The 19,143-nt window shown below is 43.7% G+C and carries 18 protein-coding genes and 1 tRNA gene; 7 read left to right on the forward strand and 12 right to left on the reverse strand.

Annotation, left to right across the window (positions count from 1 at the left end; genetic code table 11):
- Positions 1-161: 161 nt before the first annotated feature.
- Positions 162-249 (forward strand) — tRNA-Ser (locus tag CCS41_RS13225).
- 220 nt (positions 250-469) lie between these two features.
- On the opposite strand, the gene phoR is transcribed toward CCS41_RS13225, so the two are convergent.
- The 4 genes from phoR to CCS41_RS16185 form a co-directional block, all read right to left on the reverse strand.
- Positions 470-1,768, reverse strand: a complete 1,299-nt coding sequence (gene phoR, locus CCS41_RS13230) for a phosphate regulon sensor histidine kinase PhoR (RefSeq protein ID WP_072550445.1) — start codon at positions 1,766-1,768, stop codon at positions 470-472.
- Positions 1,769-1,833: 65 nt separating this feature from the next.
- Positions 1,834-2,523, reverse strand: coding sequence for a phosphate regulon transcriptional regulator PhoB (gene phoB, locus CCS41_RS13235; protein WP_072550446.1), 690 nt, complete (start codon positions 2,521-2,523; stop codon positions 1,834-1,836).
- Positions 2,524-2,629: 106 nt separating this feature from the next.
- Positions 2,630-2,935: a 50S ribosomal protein L25 gene (gene rplY, locus CCS41_RS13240; RefSeq protein ID WP_072550447.1), complete on the reverse strand. Its 306-nt coding sequence runs from the start codon at positions 2,933-2,935 to the stop codon at positions 2,630-2,632.
- A 341-nt stretch (positions 2,936-3,276) separates the two neighbouring features.
- The gene (locus CCS41_RS16185; protein WP_205411438.1) at positions 3,277-3,447 is read right to left on the reverse strand and encodes a hypothetical protein; all 171 of its coding nucleotides are present in this window, start codon (positions 3,445-3,447) and stop codon (positions 3,277-3,279) included.
- Between the two features lie 340 nt (positions 3,448-3,787).
- On the opposite strand from CCS41_RS16185, the gene rsuA reads away from it, so the two are divergent.
- Together rsuA and CCS41_RS13260 are read left to right on the forward strand one after the other, a co-directional pair.
- Complete coding sequence (gene rsuA / locus CCS41_RS13255; protein WP_072550450.1) at positions 3,788-4,483, forward strand: 16S rRNA pseudouridine(516) synthase RsuA; 696 nt, start codon at positions 3,788-3,790, stop codon at positions 4,481-4,483.
- 38 nt (positions 4,484-4,521) lie between these two features.
- Positions 4,522-5,718, forward strand: coding sequence for a Bcr/CflA family multidrug efflux MFS transporter (locus CCS41_RS13260; RefSeq protein WP_072550451.1), 1,197 nt, complete (start codon positions 4,522-4,524; stop codon positions 5,716-5,718).
- 30 nt (positions 5,719-5,748) lie between these two features.
- Here the strand turns inward: CCS41_RS13260 and mepS are convergent, their stop codons facing one another.
- Positions 5,749-6,306: a bifunctional murein DD-endopeptidase/murein LD-carboxypeptidase gene (mepS, locus tag CCS41_RS13265; RefSeq protein WP_072550452.1), complete on the reverse strand. Its 558-nt coding sequence runs from the start codon at positions 6,304-6,306 to the stop codon at positions 5,749-5,751.
- Between the two features lie 481 nt (positions 6,307-6,787).
- Here mepS and CCS41_RS13270 point away from each other — a divergent pair, with 481 nt between their 5' ends.
- Positions 6,788-7,798 (forward strand): hypothetical protein, encoded by a 1,011-nt coding sequence (locus tag CCS41_RS13270; protein ID WP_162860087.1) that lies wholly within the window; start codon positions 6,788-6,790, stop codon positions 7,796-7,798.
- 354 nt (positions 7,799-8,152) lie between these two features.
- Positions 8,153-9,631: a hypothetical protein gene (locus CCS41_RS13275; RefSeq protein ID WP_162860088.1), complete on the forward strand. Its 1,479-nt coding sequence runs from the start codon at positions 8,153-8,155 to the stop codon at positions 9,629-9,631.
- Between the two features lie 33 nt (positions 9,632-9,664).
- On the opposite strand, the gene pgpA is transcribed toward CCS41_RS13275, so the two are convergent.
- The 6 genes from pgpA to seqA all read right to left on the reverse strand — a co-directional run bounded on the left by pgpA (position 9,665) and on the right by seqA (position 13,953).
- Entirely contained in the window at positions 9,665-10,141 is a 477-nt protein-coding gene (pgpA, locus tag CCS41_RS13280; protein ID WP_072550455.1) for a phosphatidylglycerophosphatase A, read from the reverse strand.
- Entirely contained in the window at positions 10,134-11,141 is a 1,008-nt protein-coding gene (gene thiL, locus CCS41_RS13285; RefSeq protein ID WP_072550456.1) for a thiamine-phosphate kinase, read from the reverse strand. The genes pgpA and thiL overlap by 8 nt, the downstream gene beginning before the upstream one ends.
- A 98-nt stretch (positions 11,142-11,239) precedes the next feature.
- Positions 11,240-11,656, reverse strand: coding sequence for a transcription antitermination factor NusB (gene nusB / locus CCS41_RS13290; RefSeq protein ID WP_072550457.1), 417 nt, complete (start codon positions 11,654-11,656; stop codon positions 11,240-11,242).
- A gap of 16 nt (positions 11,657-11,672) precedes the next feature.
- Positions 11,673-12,149 (reverse strand): 6,7-dimethyl-8-ribityllumazine synthase, encoded by a 477-nt coding sequence (ribH, locus tag CCS41_RS13295; protein WP_072550458.1) that lies wholly within the window; start codon positions 12,147-12,149, stop codon positions 11,673-11,675.
- A gap of 97 nt (positions 12,150-12,246) precedes the next feature.
- Positions 12,247-13,386 (reverse strand): bifunctional diaminohydroxyphosphoribosylaminopyrimidine deaminase/5-amino-6-(5-phosphoribosylamino)uracil reductase RibD, encoded by a 1,140-nt coding sequence (gene ribD / locus CCS41_RS13300; protein WP_072550470.1) that lies wholly within the window; start codon positions 13,384-13,386, stop codon positions 12,247-12,249.
- Positions 13,387-13,407: 21 nt separating this feature from the next.
- A complete protein-coding gene (seqA, locus tag CCS41_RS13305; protein WP_072550459.1) occupies positions 13,408-13,953 on the reverse strand; it encodes a replication initiation negative regulator SeqA in 546 nt (181 codons plus the stop codon).
- A 167-nt stretch (positions 13,954-14,120) separates the two neighbouring features.
- Here seqA and CCS41_RS13310 point away from each other — a divergent pair, with 167 nt between their 5' ends.
- Both CCS41_RS13310 and CCS41_RS13315 read left to right on the forward strand, forming a co-directional pair.
- Positions 14,121-15,956: an ABC transporter transmembrane domain-containing protein gene (locus tag CCS41_RS13310; protein ID WP_072550471.1), complete on the forward strand. Its 1,836-nt coding sequence runs from the start codon at positions 14,121-14,123 to the stop codon at positions 15,954-15,956.
- Entirely contained in the window at positions 15,949-17,730 is a 1,782-nt protein-coding gene (locus tag CCS41_RS13315; RefSeq protein WP_072550460.1) for a SmdB family multidrug efflux ABC transporter permease/ATP-binding protein, read from the forward strand. The genes CCS41_RS13310 and CCS41_RS13315 overlap by 8 nt, the downstream gene beginning before the upstream one ends.
- Here CCS41_RS13315 and tilS read toward each other — a convergent pair.
- On the reverse strand, positions 17,720-19,126 hold the full coding sequence (gene tilS, locus CCS41_RS13320; RefSeq protein ID WP_072550461.1) for a tRNA lysidine(34) synthetase TilS: 1,407 nt from the start codon (positions 19,124-19,126) through the stop codon (positions 17,720-17,722). The two genes, CCS41_RS13315 and tilS, sit on opposite strands and share 11 nt — an antisense overlap.
- Between the last annotated feature and the right edge of the window lie 17 nt (positions 19,127-19,143).

Consider the following 19,143-nt stretch of genomic DNA (forward strand, 5'->3'; position numbering starts at 1 on the left):
ACGGCACTAGGTTCTTCAGATTGCAGGCCGTAGCGGCTAAATACCCATCACTTGTTGGCTGATTGATTCTTTATTATAGTTATTGACGTCTTTTTAGCCGATTAAACTAGGCCGTGCTTTACAAGTCACTCTGCACTGTTTATAGTGCCCCCGTTCGTTGTGGAGGGGTGGCCGAGTGGCTGAAGGCAACGGTCTTGAAAACCGTCGACGGGCAACCGTTCGTGAGTTCGAATCTCACCTCCTCCGCCAAAAAAAACACTTCTCAGCGCTTCTGCTAAAATTTCAAATTCTAACGTGGTAGATCCTTGCAAAACCTGCTAAACGCGCTCAACATGCTCATTGACTCCCTTTTTGTATACAAAGAACAAACTGCGCTTTTTCCTCGTCTGAGCGTCGCTCAAGAAAATTTGGAACAGGTTCTAACACTACGGTTGCTGCACACCAGGCACCTTAACTTCGTATGACGAACTTACGGTTTTGCAAGAGGTTTAATCAGAAAGTCAGGTAAAATAAATGCAAAACAGCTGCCCACACCAATTTCACTTGTAATATCCAGGTTGCTATCATGATGGTGCAACGCGTGTTTAACAATGGCCAACCCCAGCCCACTACCTCCAGTGTTCCGCGAACGTGCTTTGTCTACCCGATAAAAACGTTCAGTCAATCGTGGGAGGTGTTCCACGGCAATCCCCTGCCCATTATCACTCACCTGAAACTGTGCGCCTTGCGGCACGCGTTGCCAGGAAACCTCAATTCTGGTTCCGGGGGCTGTATGGTCAATTGCGTTATAAACTAGGTTGGAAACTGCGCTACGTAGCTGATCTTCATTACCAAAAACGTTAAGCTGTCTATCAATAGTGAAGATGATTTGATGACGTCCATTACTGAGTGTTTCAACTTCATGCTGTAATATTTGCAGCATCATTGTCATATCCACCCGCTCATTGATGTCAGTGTTGGGTGCTGTCTCGATCCGTGACAAAGTTAATAATTGCTTGACCAAAATTTCCATCCGTTTGGTTTGTTCTTCCATGGTTGTTAATACCTTATCTCGTAAAGCATTCTCTAATTCCTGATCTCGTATCATTTCGAGGTAACCTCGCAGTACCGTCAATGGTGTGCGCAGTTCATGGCTAACATTGGCAAAAAATTTACGTCTGGTGCTTTCCAGCTGGATCATCTGGGTGACGTCACGAGCGACCAACAGCAATTGCCCTGCAGAATATGGCATGACACGACATTCTACGTAATGGCCATTATTCAATTGTAACGTCAACGGTAGGCAGAATACTTGCTGGCGCATATAATCGCTGAATTCTGGATAACGTAGTAAATTAAGAATATTCTGACCATTGTCTTCCGGCCAGCGGAATCCCAATAACTGTTGTGCCAAACCGTTACACCAAAAAATATTACCTTCAATGGTCGTGATCACTAACGCATCAGGCAGCGATTCGGCACCACTACGGAAACTTTTAATCAACAAAGCTAACTCACGTCGCCGCCTGCGATTGCGCAGTTGCATTTGATAAAGGCCATAGAATAATGGCGCCCAATTCCAATGCCCCGTAGGGGGCGTCATGCTTCGATCCAACCACAACCAATGAGAAAGTTTAAGCTGGTTATAGAAATTCCACAGCAGGACAGCGAGTACTGAAATCAGTAGTAACCAGGGGAGATAGCTAATAAACAGCCCGGTTAATAGGGCGGGTAGACAAAAAAAAACCAACTCTAACATCAGTTTTTTCAATGATAAGCGTTCTAACACAACAACGTCTCCGGCATCGAAAATTTACAGAGCCCTTGCGAAAGTTTTTAGCTTTCACCAGAGGTTTAATAGCGTGTTGAAAAACGGTACCCGGTCCCCCGTACCGTCTGTATCATTTTGTCATAGCCATCTGTTTCAAGCACCTTTCGTAGCCGGCGGATATGTACATCGACAGTGCGATCCTCAACATAAACGTTAGTGCCCCAAACATAATTTAACAATTGTTCACGACTGTAAACCCGTTCAGGACGTGTCATAAAGAAATGCAGTAACTTGAATTCAGTAGGCCCCATGGATAATACCTGATCATTCACCATGACCCGATGTGAGGATGGATCCAGAATCAAGCCTTGCATTTCAATTACCTTTTCAATTGCCGTCGAAGCAATACGGCGCATAACTGCTTGAATACGTGCCACCAGCTCTCTAGGTGAAAAAGGTTTCGTAATGTAATCATCGGCACCGAGTTCTAGCCCGCGTACCCGATCTTCCTCTTCACCACGAGCAGTCAACATCATTACTGGAATATCCCGGGTTAAAATTGCGTGTTTTATATATTTAATAAACTGAATACCAGAGCCTCCAGGTAGCATCCAGTCAAGAAGTATCAAATCAGGAAAAGGTTCGGTAAGACATGCCACCGCGTTATCATAGTTTTCGGCTTCTAATGGCTGGTAGCCATTTTTCTGCAGCAAAAAACACAGCATCTCTCGAATTGGCGCTTCATCTTCTATCACTAGTATGCGTTTTGCCATTATTCATCCTGTCAGCTAATTTACATAATGACATAAAAACGGCAGACCCTGAGGTCTGCCTCTATCCCGATTACAAGAAGTAATCTTGAAGATTTCGTAATAGGCTCTAAGAAGTTAATGACTTAGCAGGAACACGAACGAAATCAATATGCGTGAGCTTAGGCTTGAACGGATGACGCTGAACTGCCTGTACCTGAACTTCGATTTCTTCTCCGTCGATCGCTAGAACCAGCGTTTCACCATAAAAACCGGGTTTCAATTCGGCATGTTTAGTGCTGTCATGGTCGAGAGTGATAGAAATCGGCTGTTTCGAATCACCATAAATAATTGCCGGAAATTTATTTTCTGCACGCAGGCGGCGGCTCGCACCCTTCCCCTTCACATTGCGTACATCTGCGTTAATAATGATCATTTTTTTCTCTTAAGTAAGGAATATCACTCTGCCACAGGCGACCCAGCAGCAGGTCAAGTAGTCGTCTTTACGGTAAAAAAACCGCGAGTAAAGCCGGCGGCATTCTAGCGAAAGATTGTTCAGGCGGCAAACGAAACCATAGATCACCGGGCTATTATAGGATCCTTGTCTTGGGATCAAGGCTGAAACGTCCCCTATAGCGCCACTTGTTAGATTCATTTTTTAATTTCTGAGCGCACCTCTTTTCCGTATCAGGTGAAGCTGTTTGCTGTACAGTTCCTTGTGCAGCGCATATTTTTATGATACCGATGAAAGGGTAAGGCTCCCACGAAGATTTACAGTCACCACCAAAAGCCAAAGAAGGCATTAGCAATAATAAGAGGGATAATACTTTTAATAGCATCTTTATTTTTTTCATGAAGAGCCCCTTTATTCTTCGTCATGATTTGATATGCACTGAATTTCTGTCGATTAGAATCTGTTCCAAATCTTCTTGAGCGACGCTCAGACAAGGAAAAAATGGGCGAAAAAGCACAGTTTACATAGAGTAAATGAGCATTTTGAGCCCGTTTTTGACGAAGTATCAGCGAGCACAAAGGATTTCGAACAGATTCTCACAAGTATAGTCATTGATGGCTATCATGTGGCGGACCACGACAAAATCAAAATCGGGCAACAGTGTCTGTTATTTAAATCTCACGGATTATATGATGTAACATTAGACTTCTTGCAAAACCGTAACGAGTAGTGTGGAATCAAAGCGCCCGGAGCACGGTACCTGGCTAAAACAGTCCGTCAAAGATCGTAGGCCAGGTGATTGGGTCACAACGCAACAACAGGCAAATTGGATCAATGCGATTGGATAAATTTTTATCCCAACAGTTAGGGATGAGCCGTACACGGGTTGCACGGCAGTTACGGGCAAAGCATGTCACGATAGATGGTGCACCTGCTAGAAATGGAGCCATTAAACTGACGCCTGATCAAAAAGTCGTCTTTGATGGTGATCTGCTGCAACAGCAAGCTAGATCGCGTTATTTCATGCTGAACAAACCACAGGGCTATATCTGTTCTACAGAAGACCCCAATCACACAACAGTACTCCATCTTCTTGATGAACCTACTGCTCACAAACTTCATACTGCCGGACGTTTAGATATTGATACAACAGGCCTCGTTTTAATCACCGATGATGGTCAGTGGTCACACCGTATTACTGCGCCAAAACACAAATGTGAAAAAACCTATTTGGTCACCCTGGCACAACCCAATGCAGAAGACACTGCTCAACATTTTGCTGAGGGTGTGCAACTACACAATGAAAAATCATTGACAAAACCTGCACAACTTATCGTTATTGAACCACAATTAGTACGTTTGACCCTCAGTGAAGGGCGTTATCACCAGGTAAAACGCATGTTTGCGGCTGTTGGCAACCATGTCACTGGTTTACACCGTGAACGGATCGGAGAAATTATTCTGGATGACGATCTTGCCCCTGGTGAATATCGCCCGCTGACTGAACAAGAAATTGCCAGTATTAAATAACATGTTGTTGATAATAAACAGTGGAGGCACCCTTTAGTATGCAGAAAAACCAGGTTTCTCATATCGGATTGATTTTTATCCTTGGTCTGCTTTCCATGCTGATGCCGCTGGCGATTGACATGTATCTGCCGAGTATGCCGACCATCGCTAACGAATTCGGTGTAACAGAAGGCAGTGTACAAATGACGCTCAATACTTATGTGTTGGGATTTGCTATCGGGCAGATATTTTACGGGCCAATGGCGGATAGTATCGGACGTAAACCAGTGATATTGTGGGGAACATTAACATTCGCCGGTTCCGGTATTGCCTGTGCATTAACACAATCAATTGAGCAATTAATTACTTTGCGTTTACTGCACGGTATATCAGCGGCAGCGGCAAGTGTGGTGATCAGTGCGCTAATGCGTGATATTTTCACTCAAAAAGATGATTTTTCACGGATGATGTCATTTGTAACCCTAGTCACTACCATGGCACCTTTGCTGGCACCGATGATTGGCGGATTGTTATTGCTATGGTTTAGCTGGCACGCCATTTTTTGGACTATATCGGCAGCAGCGTTAATCGGCACCCTACTCGTAGCCATCTATATCCAGGAGACGCTACCTCCTTCACAGAGACAAAAGTTTCACTTGCGTACTACCCTGCACAACTTTGCCTCTTTATTCCGTCATAAACGGGTACTGAGCTACATGTTGTCGAGTGGTTTTTCAGTTGCTGGCATGTTTGCTTTCCTTAGCGCGGGGCCTTTTGTTTATATTGATTTAAATGGTGTGTCTCCACAACATTTCGGATTTTATTTTGCGCTGAATATCGTTTTTTTATTCCTGATAACCTTGATTAACAGCCGAAATGTGAAGCGCTTTGGGGCAATGAATATGTTGCGCTTTGGGCTGTTAATTCAATTAATAATGGGGATCTGGTTACTGGTAGTCTGTATTATTGACCTTGGTTTTTGGGCATTGGTCTTGGGTATCGCCGCTTACGTGGGATGTATTGCAATGGTTTCATCCAATGCAATGGCAGTCGTCCTCGATGATTTTCCGCATATGGCGGGAACAACGGCTTCTCTGGCGGGAACATTGCGTTTTAGCATTGGAGCACTCGTGGGTACTTTGCTTTCTATCGCGCCAGTGAGTAGCGTTTGGCCGATGGTTGGCTCAATAACATTCTGTATTATCACCGCGGTCTCTCTTTATTTTTACGCGAGTCGATCAAGAGACAATAAATGATCAAAATAGATTTAAAATATCGTGATCACATTAACTTCGTCTATGGCTATTAAGCACTCTACGTCCAGCATAATAGCGTTTGTGCCAATATTGATCGTTAAGGCTGGATATGGTTACGCCAATACTGGCGGACGCATGAACAAATTTATTATTACCCAGATAAATACCCACATGACGACCTGTTGGACCTGCACGAAATAATACCAAATCGCCGGCATGTAATTTAATACGCTGAATTTTTTTACCGATCTTTTGTTGCTCAGAGGTAGAACGCGGCAAATTTATGCCAAATTGCTCTCGGAAAGTCAGTTGAACAAAAGCAGAGCAATCAACCCCTTTTTTACTGCTGCCACCGAAACGATAGCGTACTGCTTTCCAACCTGCATATTGTTTTAAAATTTTTGCCTTGATCTGAACATTGCGAACTCCTGTTTCGAATTCACTTTGTGAGCTGTACAATGAAAGCCGATTCTGTGCCGTTTGCCGCTTTTGTGGCTTTGGCGAGCTACAAGCGGATAATATTGCAGCAACAGTAATCAGAATGATCGTCCGCAAGCCATATTTCATAACAATTTGAGGTTTAATCATGCAACGGCTTTCCTTTTACTTCTTGATGACTATATACAAATAGACAACAAAAATGATTAAAATTCTTCTAAATTTGAAGAAATGTTTAATAAGTTATAGCAGATAAAAAAGTAAAATACCGCTGTAGTGGATTACTTATAAAAATTCATCGTATTCGTTACAGCATATCGAGTAAAAAATAATCACCAGGATGGCGATTTTATGGCTTAGTCGCCAGATATTGTAGGAGTACTCGCACCGAGAAAAATACGGGAAAGGAAGCATAGGCAATGACGCCTGATGCTCTGATGACTGTGTTTCCATTTTACTCTATCAGATGGTGTTATTAAAGTTATACTGGATTTTTACAGGACAATAATAAGGCTACATAAATCATCAAATATTGACAATTGTTTTACAATTGCATAAGCGTTTTTTGATATTGTTATAATAGCGTGATGGGTAATATCCTCTGACATATAAATACAATATTGAGGTTATTATGCCGAACGTATCACAATCATCACCATTAATAGTTAGCAGACCTGTACCCAGTTCCAACTCTCCTACAGCAGAAGGGGAAACTCTATTTAATACGATGAAATTTGCAGGAAATATTGCAGGAAATATTCCAGAAAGAATGCCCAAAATTATGACTGGTAGCGAAACAGCTAAAACAACAAAAAAAACAGCGGTAAGAGTCAAAGCTCCAGATGCAAGAATCCCCGAGCGCGTGGGTAACAGCTTCCCACGTCAAACGACACACACACAGATGGTGGTTCAGGATGGAAACACTCCAGCATCTAAATCTGGAACACCAAAACGTGTACCTTCTGAAAAAACTGAAGTAATAAAAGTATCTCAATCGAAGCCTAGTACGACCGCACAAATGGGGGTTAAGGGTGAAAACACTACAACACCTAAATCTAGAATACTACGGCGCATACCTTCTGACACAGAGAGCCAAAAAAATGGCATAAAAAATACAACTGCTGCAGGAATTAGTAACAATAAAATTATAAGAAGTGCAACATTTATTCTTACAGCTCCATCCGCACCTCTTAACATAGTGCCAAAAATTGAAGAATCAAATAGCGTACCTACACAGAGTCTAACTCATACAACAAGTAAGACAGGAATAAAAGCCAATATACAAAAAAATGCAGCGCCAAAAACATCAAAACCAATACAACATAAAACAGAAATAAATGAACCATCGAAGAATACGAGTTCGGTACCTGAGCAACATGCTGATTTGATGGCTATATTCAAAGGAAAAAACTCCCCTCATAGTATTAAAAGAGAGCTACAAGTAGCCGAAAGAAGAAATGTTAAATGTACTATGAATAATGGAAACAAGAAAATATTTGAAGATTTTCTCAAACGTATTATACAACCTACGTATATTTCGTATGTTAAAGACTTAATCAATAATCCTGATAATATTAAAAAATCATCATTTAAAGAAATACCTTTATCTGAGATGTTGTTCAAGTCTGCGAAAAATAACTAGCGTTAAATTTAAAACAATGATCAGCATAAAACCGTGGTGTATTCATGACTACGGTTTTTTTCTTAGTTAAGCAATTAACCCCCCCCATATTGACCGAGCCAAGGATCTACACAGGATATAACAGCACCGGATGTTGACAATTGTTTTACAATTGCATAAGCGTTTTTTGATATTTTCATAATAAGATTATAGATAATATTCTATGAAATATCAGTATAAATATGAGTTTATTATGAAAACATCAAGTTCCGGGATAGAAAATAGGACACATATCCAGTTCCCCCCCATTTAAAAGAAATAAAGGAAAAACTGGGTAATAAAATAAGGGAAAAACTAGTCGCTGTAAGAAACGGTATGAAAGGAATCATGCTCTATTTTCGTAACAATGGTGGTAATGCTCATACAACAAAAATAGCAAATAAAATAAATGTTGAATTAACGGGAGTAAGGCCTCTTGAAAAAGAGGTCTTCACAAACTACGTAGGGGGAAAAACAGCGATTTTTAATAAAATTCAACCGACACCTCAAGCAGCCGCAGCAGAAGGGAAAGCAACATTGCACTCGCCAAAAGTAGCAGAGAAACAAGTACAAGCTGTTAAGAAACAAATTTTTATGCCAGAAATAGTGCCAACCCCTGCGCCAAAAAAAGCACCTACCGTAGAACCGAAAACAGCAGCAACCATAGTAACAAAACAAAATGAAAACAAGAATCCAGCTCCAGACCCAAAATTTACTGATGAAAATATACCTGGAAAAAATGTATTCCCTGGTATAAGGCCGTCAAAAAATGAAACAGGGATCTCAAATAAAATAGTTCTAAAGCCCCTCATTAAATCTAATATGCCATCTCCTCGGGCTCCTTTTTCTTACTATACTCCTACTCTGCGTCGTATTGTTCCTACTTCTATTAATCAAATAGAAAAAACCACATTATCTGAAGAGTCTCATAAGGCTATGCCTACCAAAGCTTATATTTATAGTCCTTTTTTAAACGAGGATGTTATTAAAAAGATGGATATTAAGGCGATTGCTGATAGCCTTGACCAAGCAATAGAAACTAATCTACCACGAGTTTTAAAAGACAAAGAATCTTATCCAGTATTATTTAATGGTCCTATGAAAGATATAAAAAATGTCTTCCAGGCATTTAAAAATTCAAAGGAGAAAAAGATTGATTGTTATTTAATAAAATTAAATAATATCTTATCTTCCGATAAGATATTACTAACCAGTAAAGAGAGATCAAATTTTCATAATCAAATTACTAGATTACGTGGCCAACTTTTAGTATTAGAAAAAATGACCTTTGTGCCATTCTCTCAAGCGAATACTTCAAAGTTGGAAAAAATATATCTTATAGGTCACGGTGCCGCCGGAAAGCCAAATATTTACTCGCCATCTGATTTAGGTCTTCAAAAGAAAAGTGTTGAAGAGATTGCCACTGAACTTAACAGAATAGTAGAGCCGGTAAAAAATCGCGTAAGTATACACATACTTTCATGCCACTCTGCTGACAGAGAAGTAGCCACTTCATTTAACGAACAAACATTACAAAATAATATTGTAACCCGGAAAAATGAAATGCCATTGGCTCAGCATCTAGCTAAAGCTATAGGAAAGTGGCAAGATGAGAAAGAATTTAGAGTTGTTGGTTACTCTGGTGCAGGAGTGATAGAAGGCCCTCATGGTGACCATAAAATCCGCATGTTAGAAGGAGATTTTAAGAAGGGAAATTGCCAATATATTCGTGCCAGTGGGTTGAAAACGGCGTTTACCGCTAATAACCCTCCTGAGCGGTTACCAGGAAAAGAACCATTTTCTTCGAATAGATAATCTGTAATTTGTATGGTCATCGCACACCGGTATCTAATACTGACCCAGCAGATAAACAATAGCCGCGGCAAATAGCCCAGCGATAATATCATCGATCATAATGCCCAACCCTCCCTGCAGATTGCGATCAAACCAACGGATCGGCCAGGGTTTCCAGATATCGAATAGACGGAAAATAATAAATCCGATGGCCACCCATTGCCAATTATTAACTGGCAACGCCATAAGCGTGATCCACATTCCAACAAATTCATCCCATACAATGCTGCCATCATCATGCACCCGCATATCTTTGGCTGTGCGCTGACAAAGATAAATACCAATGCCGATACTGAATATCACGAACAAAAAATAAAATTGCCACGGTAATGGGATCAACAGTAACCAGAGTGGAATAGCGACCAGCGATCCCACCGTGCCCGGTGCCACGGGAGATAATCCACTGCCAAACCCCGTCGCCAATAAGTGCCAGGGGTTAGTGAGCCGCAGACGGCTTTTAGCTTCATTCATCATCAACTTTAGTCACAGTAAAATGCTTAAAGGGTTGTAACAACGGCTGAATAAATTTTCCTGCTGTGAAAAATCTAATGTCTTCATCGGGTGAGATAAGTTGACCAATACAGGTATAAGCCACAGCAGCCTGATTGAGTGATGCTTCCAGAGAGCCGCAATTTATTTCAGGCACGGTAAAACACAGTTCATAATCTTCGCCTCCATTTAATGCCCAATGACGTGCCTGTTCGGCACTGGCGCATTTTTTCAACGTTTCTGAATAGGGCAGTTTATCTAATTCAATACGTGCACCACAGTTACTCGCTTTTAGGATATGTTGCAGATCAGCAATCAATCCATCAGAGATATCAATAGCCGCACTCGCGACATTACGTAGCAATAATCCTAAATAAACTCTGGGTTGCGGTCGCAAATGACGCTGAATTAATAATTCACGATCCGCGTCGTCATCAATCGGCCGTTGATCAACCGGCCATCGATTTTGCAACAGCGCCAAACCTGCCGCACTGTCACCCAAGGTTCCGCTAACATAGATCCTGTCCCCCACACTCGCCCCTGCCCGAGTGAGTGCTTTGCCTGCCGGCAATCGTCCATGAATGGTTAATGTCAGACTCAATGCACCACGCGTCGTATCCCCACCGATCAATTGTATGTGGTAATAGTCAAGCTGCTCAAACAAACTATCGCTAAACGTTTTTAACCAGGCTTCATTCACCTCAGGCAGCGTCAAGGCTAAAGATAACCAGGCCGGTTCCGCACCCATCGCCGCCAGATCACTCACGTTCACAGCTAGCGCTTTGTAAGCTAAATCTGCCGCATTGATATTAGGCAAAAAATGAGCACCTGATACCAGCGTGTCGGTACTGATGGCTAACCATTGCTTTTCCGGCACCGTCAATAATGCACAGTCATCACCAATGCCCAATTTTACCCCTTGGTGATTTTTTCTACAGCGATCGAAATAGCGCGTAATGAGATCAAATTCGTCACAGGCCATAATATAATTCCAGAGAGATGAGCAATAAACTTCCTGCGAAGCCCGACGCGTAGTACAAATTTTATGTTGTGGGGCGACACAGGAGGCTTAATAATAGACTATTTTCGTTTGCGGATAGCTGGAGCGGCTTTGTCCAATACCCCATTGACAAATTTATGGCTGTCTTCAGCGCCGAAGGCTTTAGCTAATTCAATAGCTTCATTGATCACCACTTTATAAGGAACATCGCTACGTTTGCTAAGTTCAAATATCGCAAGGCGCAAAATAGCTTTTTCAATTTGATCCAAATCTTCAACCTTACGGGAAAGATAAGGTGCCATCCGCCTGTCTAACGTATCTGTATCCATGGCAACGCCAGAAAACAACTCGCGGAAATACGTGATGTCGACATCTTTAACATCCTGCTCCGACAGAAATTGCAACTCAATATCAGCGATGTCGTTTTTAGACAACTGCCAAGAGTAAATCGCTTGGACAGCGCACTCACGAGCGCGACGACGAGCTGTAGGTTTCACACAATTCCCCTTTTCACTAACTATCGGCTCTAATAGCCTTGATGACATTGATCATTTCAAGTGCGGCCAAGGCAGCCTCTGCCCCCTTGTTTCCCGCTTTAGTACCAGCACGTTCAATAGCCTGTTCAATACTTTCTGTCGTTAACACACCAAAGGCTACGGGAATGCTGTGGTTCATGGCAACCTTCGCCAGGCCAGAACTGCACTCACCAGCAACATATTCAAAATGCGGCGTACCTCCCCGGATAACAGTACCCAATGCAACGATCGCATCGTAACGCTTAGTGTTGGCTAATTCCTGTACCGTCAATGGTAATTCATAAGCCCCAGGCACCCAAACTACCGTGATATTTTTTTCCTGTACCTGACCGAAACGTTTTAAAGCATCAATGGCACCTTCCAGCAAACTATTGTTGATAAAAGTGTTAAAACGCGCAATCGCGATCACCACACAAGCATCCCGATTAGTCACAACACCCTCGATAACATTCATAGCAGCTCCTCAATATATAGGCCGATATCCGCAGGCCAGGCTGGGGGCGGATTCTATCACATTCTTTTACCACCTGCGCTTGTGCATTCATAAATTATCAGTATTGAGATTTTCGAACAGGCTCTAAACGCAGACGCAGATCCGAACCCATCTGACGTACCTCAGCCAAGCTAAATTGAGGGGCATCTGCTAGGTTATTTAACCCCGGTAAAATGCATAATCCACGTGCATGATCACCTAATAACCTGGGTGCGAGATAGAGGATCAACTCGTCTACCAAACCCGCTTGTAATAAAGCGCCAGCAAGCTGTGCGCCCGCTTCTACCCAAACCGAGTTAATTTCACGTTTCGCCAAGGTTATCATTAATGAGACAAGATCGACGCCACTCGCAGAAGCAGGCAAGCTGAGTTGCTCTACGTTGCCAGGCCAAATCTGTTTATCGGTGTTAATTCTAGCCAACCAGCAAGATCCACTTTGCTGTATTACCTTATGCTGAGGTAGTAGCCGATTACGGCTATCCAATATGATCCTGGTGGGTTGGCGTATCTGCCCTTGTGATGGGAACGATCTATCATGTGGATAACTAGCCTGAACGTCGATACCCAATTCCAGCCAACGTACTGTAAGTGCTGGGTTATCTGCTAGCACAGTCGCACTGCTGCTAAGAATAGCGGCACTTTGCGCACGAAAATGTTGCACATCCTGCCGCGCCTGTTCTGAGGTGATCCATTTGCTTTCACCCGACGCCATCGCAGTGCCGCCATCTAATGAAGCCGCCATTTTCAATTGCAGATAAGGTAAACCGGTGCGCATTCGCTTTAAAAAACCTGGGTTGATCGCTTCAGCTTCTGCCATCATCACGCCGTATTCAACCAGGATCCCTGCCTGTGCCAACGCCGCCCTGCCACGCCCTGAGACTTCAGAGTTAGGATCATCCATCGCAACCACCACGCGTTTGACGCCTGCCGCGATTAAAGCGTCGGTACAGGGAGGCGTTCGCCCATGGTAGCAGCAAGGCTCCAAAGTGACATAAACAGTCGCCCCTTGCGCCAATTTACCCGCCATACGCAGTGCATAAATTTCAGCATGCGGCTCTCCGGGGTATAGATGATACCCCTCACCGATAACTTTTCCTTCACGTACAATGACACAACCCACATTCGGGTTCGGTGCCGTGGTAAACCGGCCTAACAATGCCAGCTCTACAGCCCTCGCCATATATCTTTCGTCAGTCATAACAACCCCTTTGTCATACATTCAAAGGGTAGCACACACTTTCTCGATGACATCCATAGGGAGTTCCATAGCTTGCATAACGCCTTGTAGCATACTGCGTTTACGTTGGGTACTGGTATTGGTAATCACCCAATACGGGGTAGTCGTCACCAACTTGGGTTTCGTATGGCGACCATTTTGTAGCAATCTGCGTTGATCAACCGCAAAATAAACCCGGGTGCGTCCCTGTGATGACTCGGTGGCGACTGCAAATTTTTTCATATCCAGATGGTACAATGTCGACAAAACCATCAGAAAACGATTAACTGTCTTTGTCTGCTTAAGGTATTTATCCGCAAGCAATAGTCTGTCGAGTGCAGACAATGGATCGCCGATGCGTGGAACAATCGGTTTTTGCACCCCGTTGGCGACCGTTAAAACATTCATCGAGGTAGAAACGTGCACCGTCTTCTGACCCGCAGTAAAGTTCAACATACGCCGTAGAATATCGGAAGCACTTTCACCGATACGTTGTGTCTGGGCAGCAATGTGGCTATAAAGTTCTTCATCAACTTCAATACTTTTCATCTTGTATCCATTACTTTTTTATTCGCGACTGAAGAAGTTTGACATTCTTACAAATATTGTACGCTGTGTTTCAATCATCCGGCAATAATGTTAATTTATCTTTATGGATAAAGGACTGGCAAAAATGGGTGAAGCTGCGTCTTTATCCATTAAGGACTGAAACAGAAGTGAGATTGTTTGTTCAACTCGGTTGGTACTTTCGTCGAGAGTGGCGTCGTTACTTAGGTGCGGTGGTGCTGTTGATCATGGTCGCTGTTTTACAGTTATTACCCCCCAAACTGGTTGCAGTCATTGTCGACGGTATTATCAGTCAGCAGATGTCTACGGATATGTTCCTAGTCTGGATCGGTGTTATGTTAGTCATTGCACTTATCCTTTATTTTTTACGCTATCTTTGGCGCATTTTGCTCTTTAGTGCCTCCTATAAATTGGCTGTCGAGCTACGTACCCGGTTATACCATCAGCTAAGTCGTCAGAGTCAGGGTTTTTATTTGCGTCACCGTACTGGAGATTTAATGGCGCGTGCTACTAACGATGTTGATCGTGTGGTTTTTGCCGCAGGAGAAGGGGTGCAGACACTGATTGATTCCCTGGTGATGGGGTGTGCCGTTCTGATTGTAATGAGCAGTCAGATTAGCTGGCAACTGACATTACTTTCATTGCTCCCGATGCCCGTGATGGTGATGATGCTCAAACACTATGGCAGTCAACTTCATCAACGCTTTAAATCGGCTCAGGGGGCTTTTTCAGCGTTAAATAATCAGGCGCAAGAAAGTTTGAGCAGTATTCGTATGATTAAAGCTTTTGGTCTGGAAAAACACCAGTCAGATCAATTTGCTCAGGTTGTCGCTGAAACCGGTGTCATAAATATGTCAGTGGCCAAGGTCGACGCCCGTTATGATCCCACCATTTACATTACCATTGGTCTGGCTAATCTGTTGGCGATAGGAGGTGGCAGTTGGATGGTGATGCATGGAAGCATCACATTGGGTCAATTAACTGGTTTTATGATGTATTTAGGTTTGATGATCTGGCCGATGCTATCCTTGGCGTGGATGTTTAATATTGTCGAGAGAGGCAGCGCGGCTTACTCCCGTATTTGTAGCTTGCTAGCAGAGGCTCCTCTGGTAACGGATGGGCATTGCTCACTACAAGCTGAGCCTGCTACTTTGAGCATCGATATCCGCCATTTTTATTATCCTCGGAGTCACCACTATTCTCAGGATAATCCTGAAAATAATCCTTGTTTTCAAAACGATAATCCCATCAATCGCCAGCCATCATTACAAGATATTGCACTGAAACTTGAACCCGGTCAAATGTTGGGGCTGTGCGGGCCAACAGGTTCTGGCAAGAGCACTCTATTAGCCCTGATACAACGGCAATTCGATATTGATGAAGGCCAAATTTGCTACCAGGGACTGTCTTTAACAAAAATTCGCCTGGATGATTGGCGTGCTCGTCTTGCGGTCGTAGGCCAAGTGCCGTTTTTATTTTCTGATACCGTTGCGGCTAATATTGCTTTTAGTCAGCCAGAGGCAACATGGCAACAAATTGAACAAGTTGCCCGTTTAGCGAGTGTGCATGAGGATATTTTGCATTTGCCTCACGGCTATGCGACGGAGGTGGGTGAGCGTGGTGTGATGCTGTCCGGAGGACAAAAACAACGTATTGCTATTGCGCGTGCGCTTTTATTAAACACGGAAATTCTGATTCTGGACGATGCGCTCTCCGCTGTGGATGGGCAAACCGAACATCAAATTTTAAAAAATCTGCGGCGTTGGGGACAGGATCGCACGGTTATTATCAGTGCTCATCGCTTATCGGTGCTAACTGAAGCCAACGAAATTTTGGTACTGCAACAAGGTCACGTGATACAACGTGGCTGTCACCCTATCTTGCTTAACCAACCAGGTTGGTATCGAGAGATGTACCGTTATCAGCAAATTAAAGTACAGTTGGATCAAGATAAACGCCTAAAAATTGAGCTTGATAGTGAATAAAGTCGAACAGTTTTGGCCAACATTAAAGCGGTTGCTGTCTTACGGTGCTAGCTATCGTAAACCGCTACTGCTGGCGGTGTTGATGCTGTGGATTGCCGCAGCAGCGGAGGTCACAGCACCGGTGTTAATCAGCTATTTTATCGACCATGTTGTCGCCAGTGGTCATTTGCCTCTCAAGTTAGTGAGTGGGTTAGTACTCGCTTATCTATTATTGCAATTATTGGCAGCGACTCTGCATTATTTTCAAACATTATTGTTTAATCAGGCAGCATTGGGGGTAGTGCAACGTTTGCGTATTGAAGTGATGGACGTGGCATTACGTCAGCCGTTGAATGCTTTCGATAACCAACCAGTAGGACAAATTATCTCACGTGTCACTAATGACACAGAAATCGTCAAAGATTTGTATGTTGTTGTCGTTTCTAACGTGATAAAGAGTGCTGCACTGATTGGAGCAATGCTGGTGGCGATGTTTAGTCTTGACTGGCGGATGGCGTTGGTATCGATAGCAATTTTTCCGGCTGTTTTGGCAGTCATGACAGTTTATCAGCATTACAGTACTCCGGTGGTACGCCTTGTCCGTGCCCATCTGGCCGCTATTAATGATAGCTTCAATGAAGTGATAGGCGGTATGACAGTTATCCAGCAGTTTCGCCAACAGACTCGCTTTGCTGAACGTATGGCGGCAATCAGTGGTGAGCATTATTTGGCGCGCATGCGGACGCTACGTCTGGAAGGTTTTTTACTGCGCCCCCTGCTGAATTTATTCTCTGCGTTGGTACTTTGTGGTTTATTGCTGTTGTTTGGATTCAGTCTACCAGGTTCAGTAGGTGTGGGTGTCCTTTATGCTTTTATTAATTATCTTAGTCGCTTGCATGAACCATTGATTGGATTGACTGCTCAACAATCAATTATGCAACAAGCGGTGGTAGCAGGAGAACGTATCTTTGGTCTGATGGATCAGGTACAACAAAGTTATGGTACTGATGACCGTTTACTGACCGGAGGAAGTATTCAGATGAATAATGTCACGTTCGCCTATTATTCAGATAAAAAAGTACTACATGACATTTCGTTTGACGTCCCCTCGCGTGGGTTTATCGCGTTAGCAGGTCATACCGGCAGCGGTAAAAGTACCCTTGCGAGCCTGCTGATGGGGCATTATCCGCTATTACAGGGAGAAATTTTGCTGGATAATCGACCTCTAGTTGCATTGTCCCATCGCGTCTTACGTGCCGGAGTGGCTATGGTGGCGCAAGATCCCGTCATACTGGCCGATTCTTTTTTCGCCAACATTGCTCTAGGACGAGATATCAGTGAACAGCAAGCATGGGAAGTCCTGGAAGTTGTGCAATTGGCCGCTAAGGTGCGCAGGTTGCCACAAGAATTACATACACAGTTAGGGGAAAAAGGTAACTCGCTTTCTGTCGGTGAAAAGCAATTATTAGCTTTGGCACGCACTTTAGTACAAGCACCACAAATACTGATCTTGGACGAAGCCACCGCAAATATCGATTCCGGCACTGAGCAGGCTATCCAACACGCATTACAATTAATTCGCCAAAAAACCACGCTGGTGGTCATTGCTCACCGTCTATCGACCATTGTCGATGCCGATAATATTTTGGTTTTGCATCGTGGTATCACAGTAGAGCAAGGGAAACATCAACAGTTGCTCGCTCAACGAGGACGTTATTATCAAATGTACCAATTACAATTGGTCGGTGAAGATTTGATCACCTCGGATCAGGAGAAATCTGTTATCAATTTCTAACCCAATGCAAATGCCAGCCCTGCTCTCCGGCTTTTATTTGTCCTTCTTGCGTGATAAACGTACCAATGGCGGCTATCAATTGTTCATTGAAATACAACAGCGGGATCCTGTTACGTTCCCAAGGTGGCACATTCAGTTCTTGCCATAATTTTTTGCTTTGCCGCGAACGATGACGACCGATAATCTTTACTTCCCCCTGCAAACCAAAACGCACACTGACGATTTCATCTGCCGTCGGCGCACGCACTTGTTGCCCGCCAGTAGCAAGCAGTTTCAACGTACCCAAGTTAGCGGGTAACACCAAATCCTCAGCACCTCTCTTTTTTATGACTGCATTTTCAATGGCTAAATAGTTTGGATGTTCAATAGCCAAATTTCTCGTGACAGGCCATAGCAGTACCTGTTCTGTGATGTCTATTCTCGATGTTAATAGATAGAGACGTTGGCGAAAACGGTGCAGTTGATATTGACCACATTGCAAATGAGGGGTGGCGTCTACCCGTGCCAACACCACTTCTTTCCATAGCCGTTGCAACTGATCACGAGCAGGCATAGTGACACCCTGTCCAGACAGCCAACGACGTAATAAAGCATTGCGTTTCACTTCCGAGAAGCGGAGTAATCCCTCAGTGGACAAGGAGCCATCGGAATGTTGCAATTGATCTAGTGTGGGAGCAAGTAATTCATCGAGCAATTGTTCTTGTTCTGCACAAAGGTTGGCGCTGCGTGCTGTAGCTTGAGCAAAATGCGGCCAGCGTTGCTGTAATAGAGGCAAAATCCGCAATCGTAGGAAATTACGATCAAAACGAGCATCCTGGTTACTTTCATCTTCTACGTAGCACAATTGATGTTGCTGTGCATAACGTGCTAAATCGGTTCGAGAATAAGCTAACAAAGGTCGTAGTAACTGACATGGACGCTGTAACTGATTTTGTGTTAGGGTCGTCAATCGAGCCATCGATGACAAACCCGCCGGACCGCTGCCGCGTTTTAATGCTAACAGAAAGGTTTCACATTGATCGTCCTGATGTTGAGCTGTAAGCAACAGTTCCTTAGCAGCCAGATGCTGGGCAAACACCTGATAACGTGCGGCTCGAGCGGCGCCTTCAATGCCATAGTCGCGTGCATCAATTTGCACTGGCACTATTGTTAGTGGGACTTGCCATTGTTTACATTGATATTGGCAATGTCCTGTCCAGGCACCTGCAGCCGGACTAAGCCCATGATTAATATGGATTGCCCGGAGGTGAAACACCGAGTGCCTGCTATCACGTATTCGTGTCAGCAGATGGAGTAACACAGTAGAATCCAGCCCACCGCTAAAACCCACCAGCAAACCTGTATGCCCAGCTAATTGTTTTTCAACATGCTGTAACAGGGTTGCCTCTTTATTCATTCGTTGCACCTGTTCCT

The sequence above is a fragment of the Candidatus Fukatsuia symbiotica genome (genome assembly GCF_003122425.1).
Classification (GTDB): Bacteria; Pseudomonadota; Gammaproteobacteria; order Enterobacterales; family Enterobacteriaceae; genus Fukatsuia; species Fukatsuia symbiotica.

Bases quoted from the DNA above. Each gene is read 5' to 3' on its own strand.
- CCS41_RS13260 (WP_072550451.1), top strand. From the start codon at position 4,522: ATGCAGAAAAACCAGGTTTCTCATATCGGATTGATTTTTATCCTTGGT.
- mepS (WP_072550452.1), bottom strand. From the start codon at position 6,306: ATGATTAAACCTCAAATTGTTATGAAATATGGCTTGCGGACGATCATT.
- rsuA (WP_072550450.1), top strand. From the start codon at position 3,788: ATGCGATTGGATAAATTTTTATCCCAACAGTTAGGGATGAGCCGTACA.
- CCS41_RS13270 (WP_162860087.1), top strand. From the start codon at position 6,788: ATGCCGAACGTATCACAATCATCACCATTAATAGTTAGCAGACCTGTA.
- phoB (WP_072550446.1), bottom strand. From the start codon at position 2,523: ATGGCAAAACGCATACTAGTGATAGAAGATGAAGCGCCAATTCGAGAG.
- rplY (WP_072550447.1), bottom strand. From the start codon at position 2,935: ATGATCATTATTAACGCAGATGTACGCAATGTGAAGGGGAAGGGTGCG.
- ribH (WP_072550458.1), bottom strand. From the start codon at position 12,149: ATGAATGTTATCGAGGGTGTTGTGACTAATCGGGATGCTTGTGTGGTG.
- pgpA (WP_072550455.1), bottom strand. From the start codon at position 10,141: ATGAATGAAGCTAAAAGCCGTCTGCGGCTCACTAACCCCTGGCACTTA.
- CCS41_RS13275 (WP_162860088.1), top strand. From the start codon at position 8,153: ATGAAAGGAATCATGCTCTATTTTCGTAACAATGGTGGTAATGCTCAT.
- seqA (WP_072550459.1), bottom strand. From the start codon at position 13,953: ATGAAAAGTATTGAAGTTGATGAAGAACTTTATAGCCACATTGCTGCC.
- ribD (WP_072550470.1), bottom strand. From the start codon at position 13,386: ATGACTGACGAAAGATATATGGCGAGGGCTGTAGAGCTGGCATTGTTA.
- thiL (WP_072550456.1), bottom strand. From the start codon at position 11,141: ATGGCCTGTGACGAATTTGATCTCATTACGCGCTATTTCGATCGCTGT.
- tilS (WP_072550461.1), bottom strand. From the start codon at position 19,126: ATGAATAAAGAGGCAACCCTGTTACAGCATGTTGAAAAACAATTAGCT.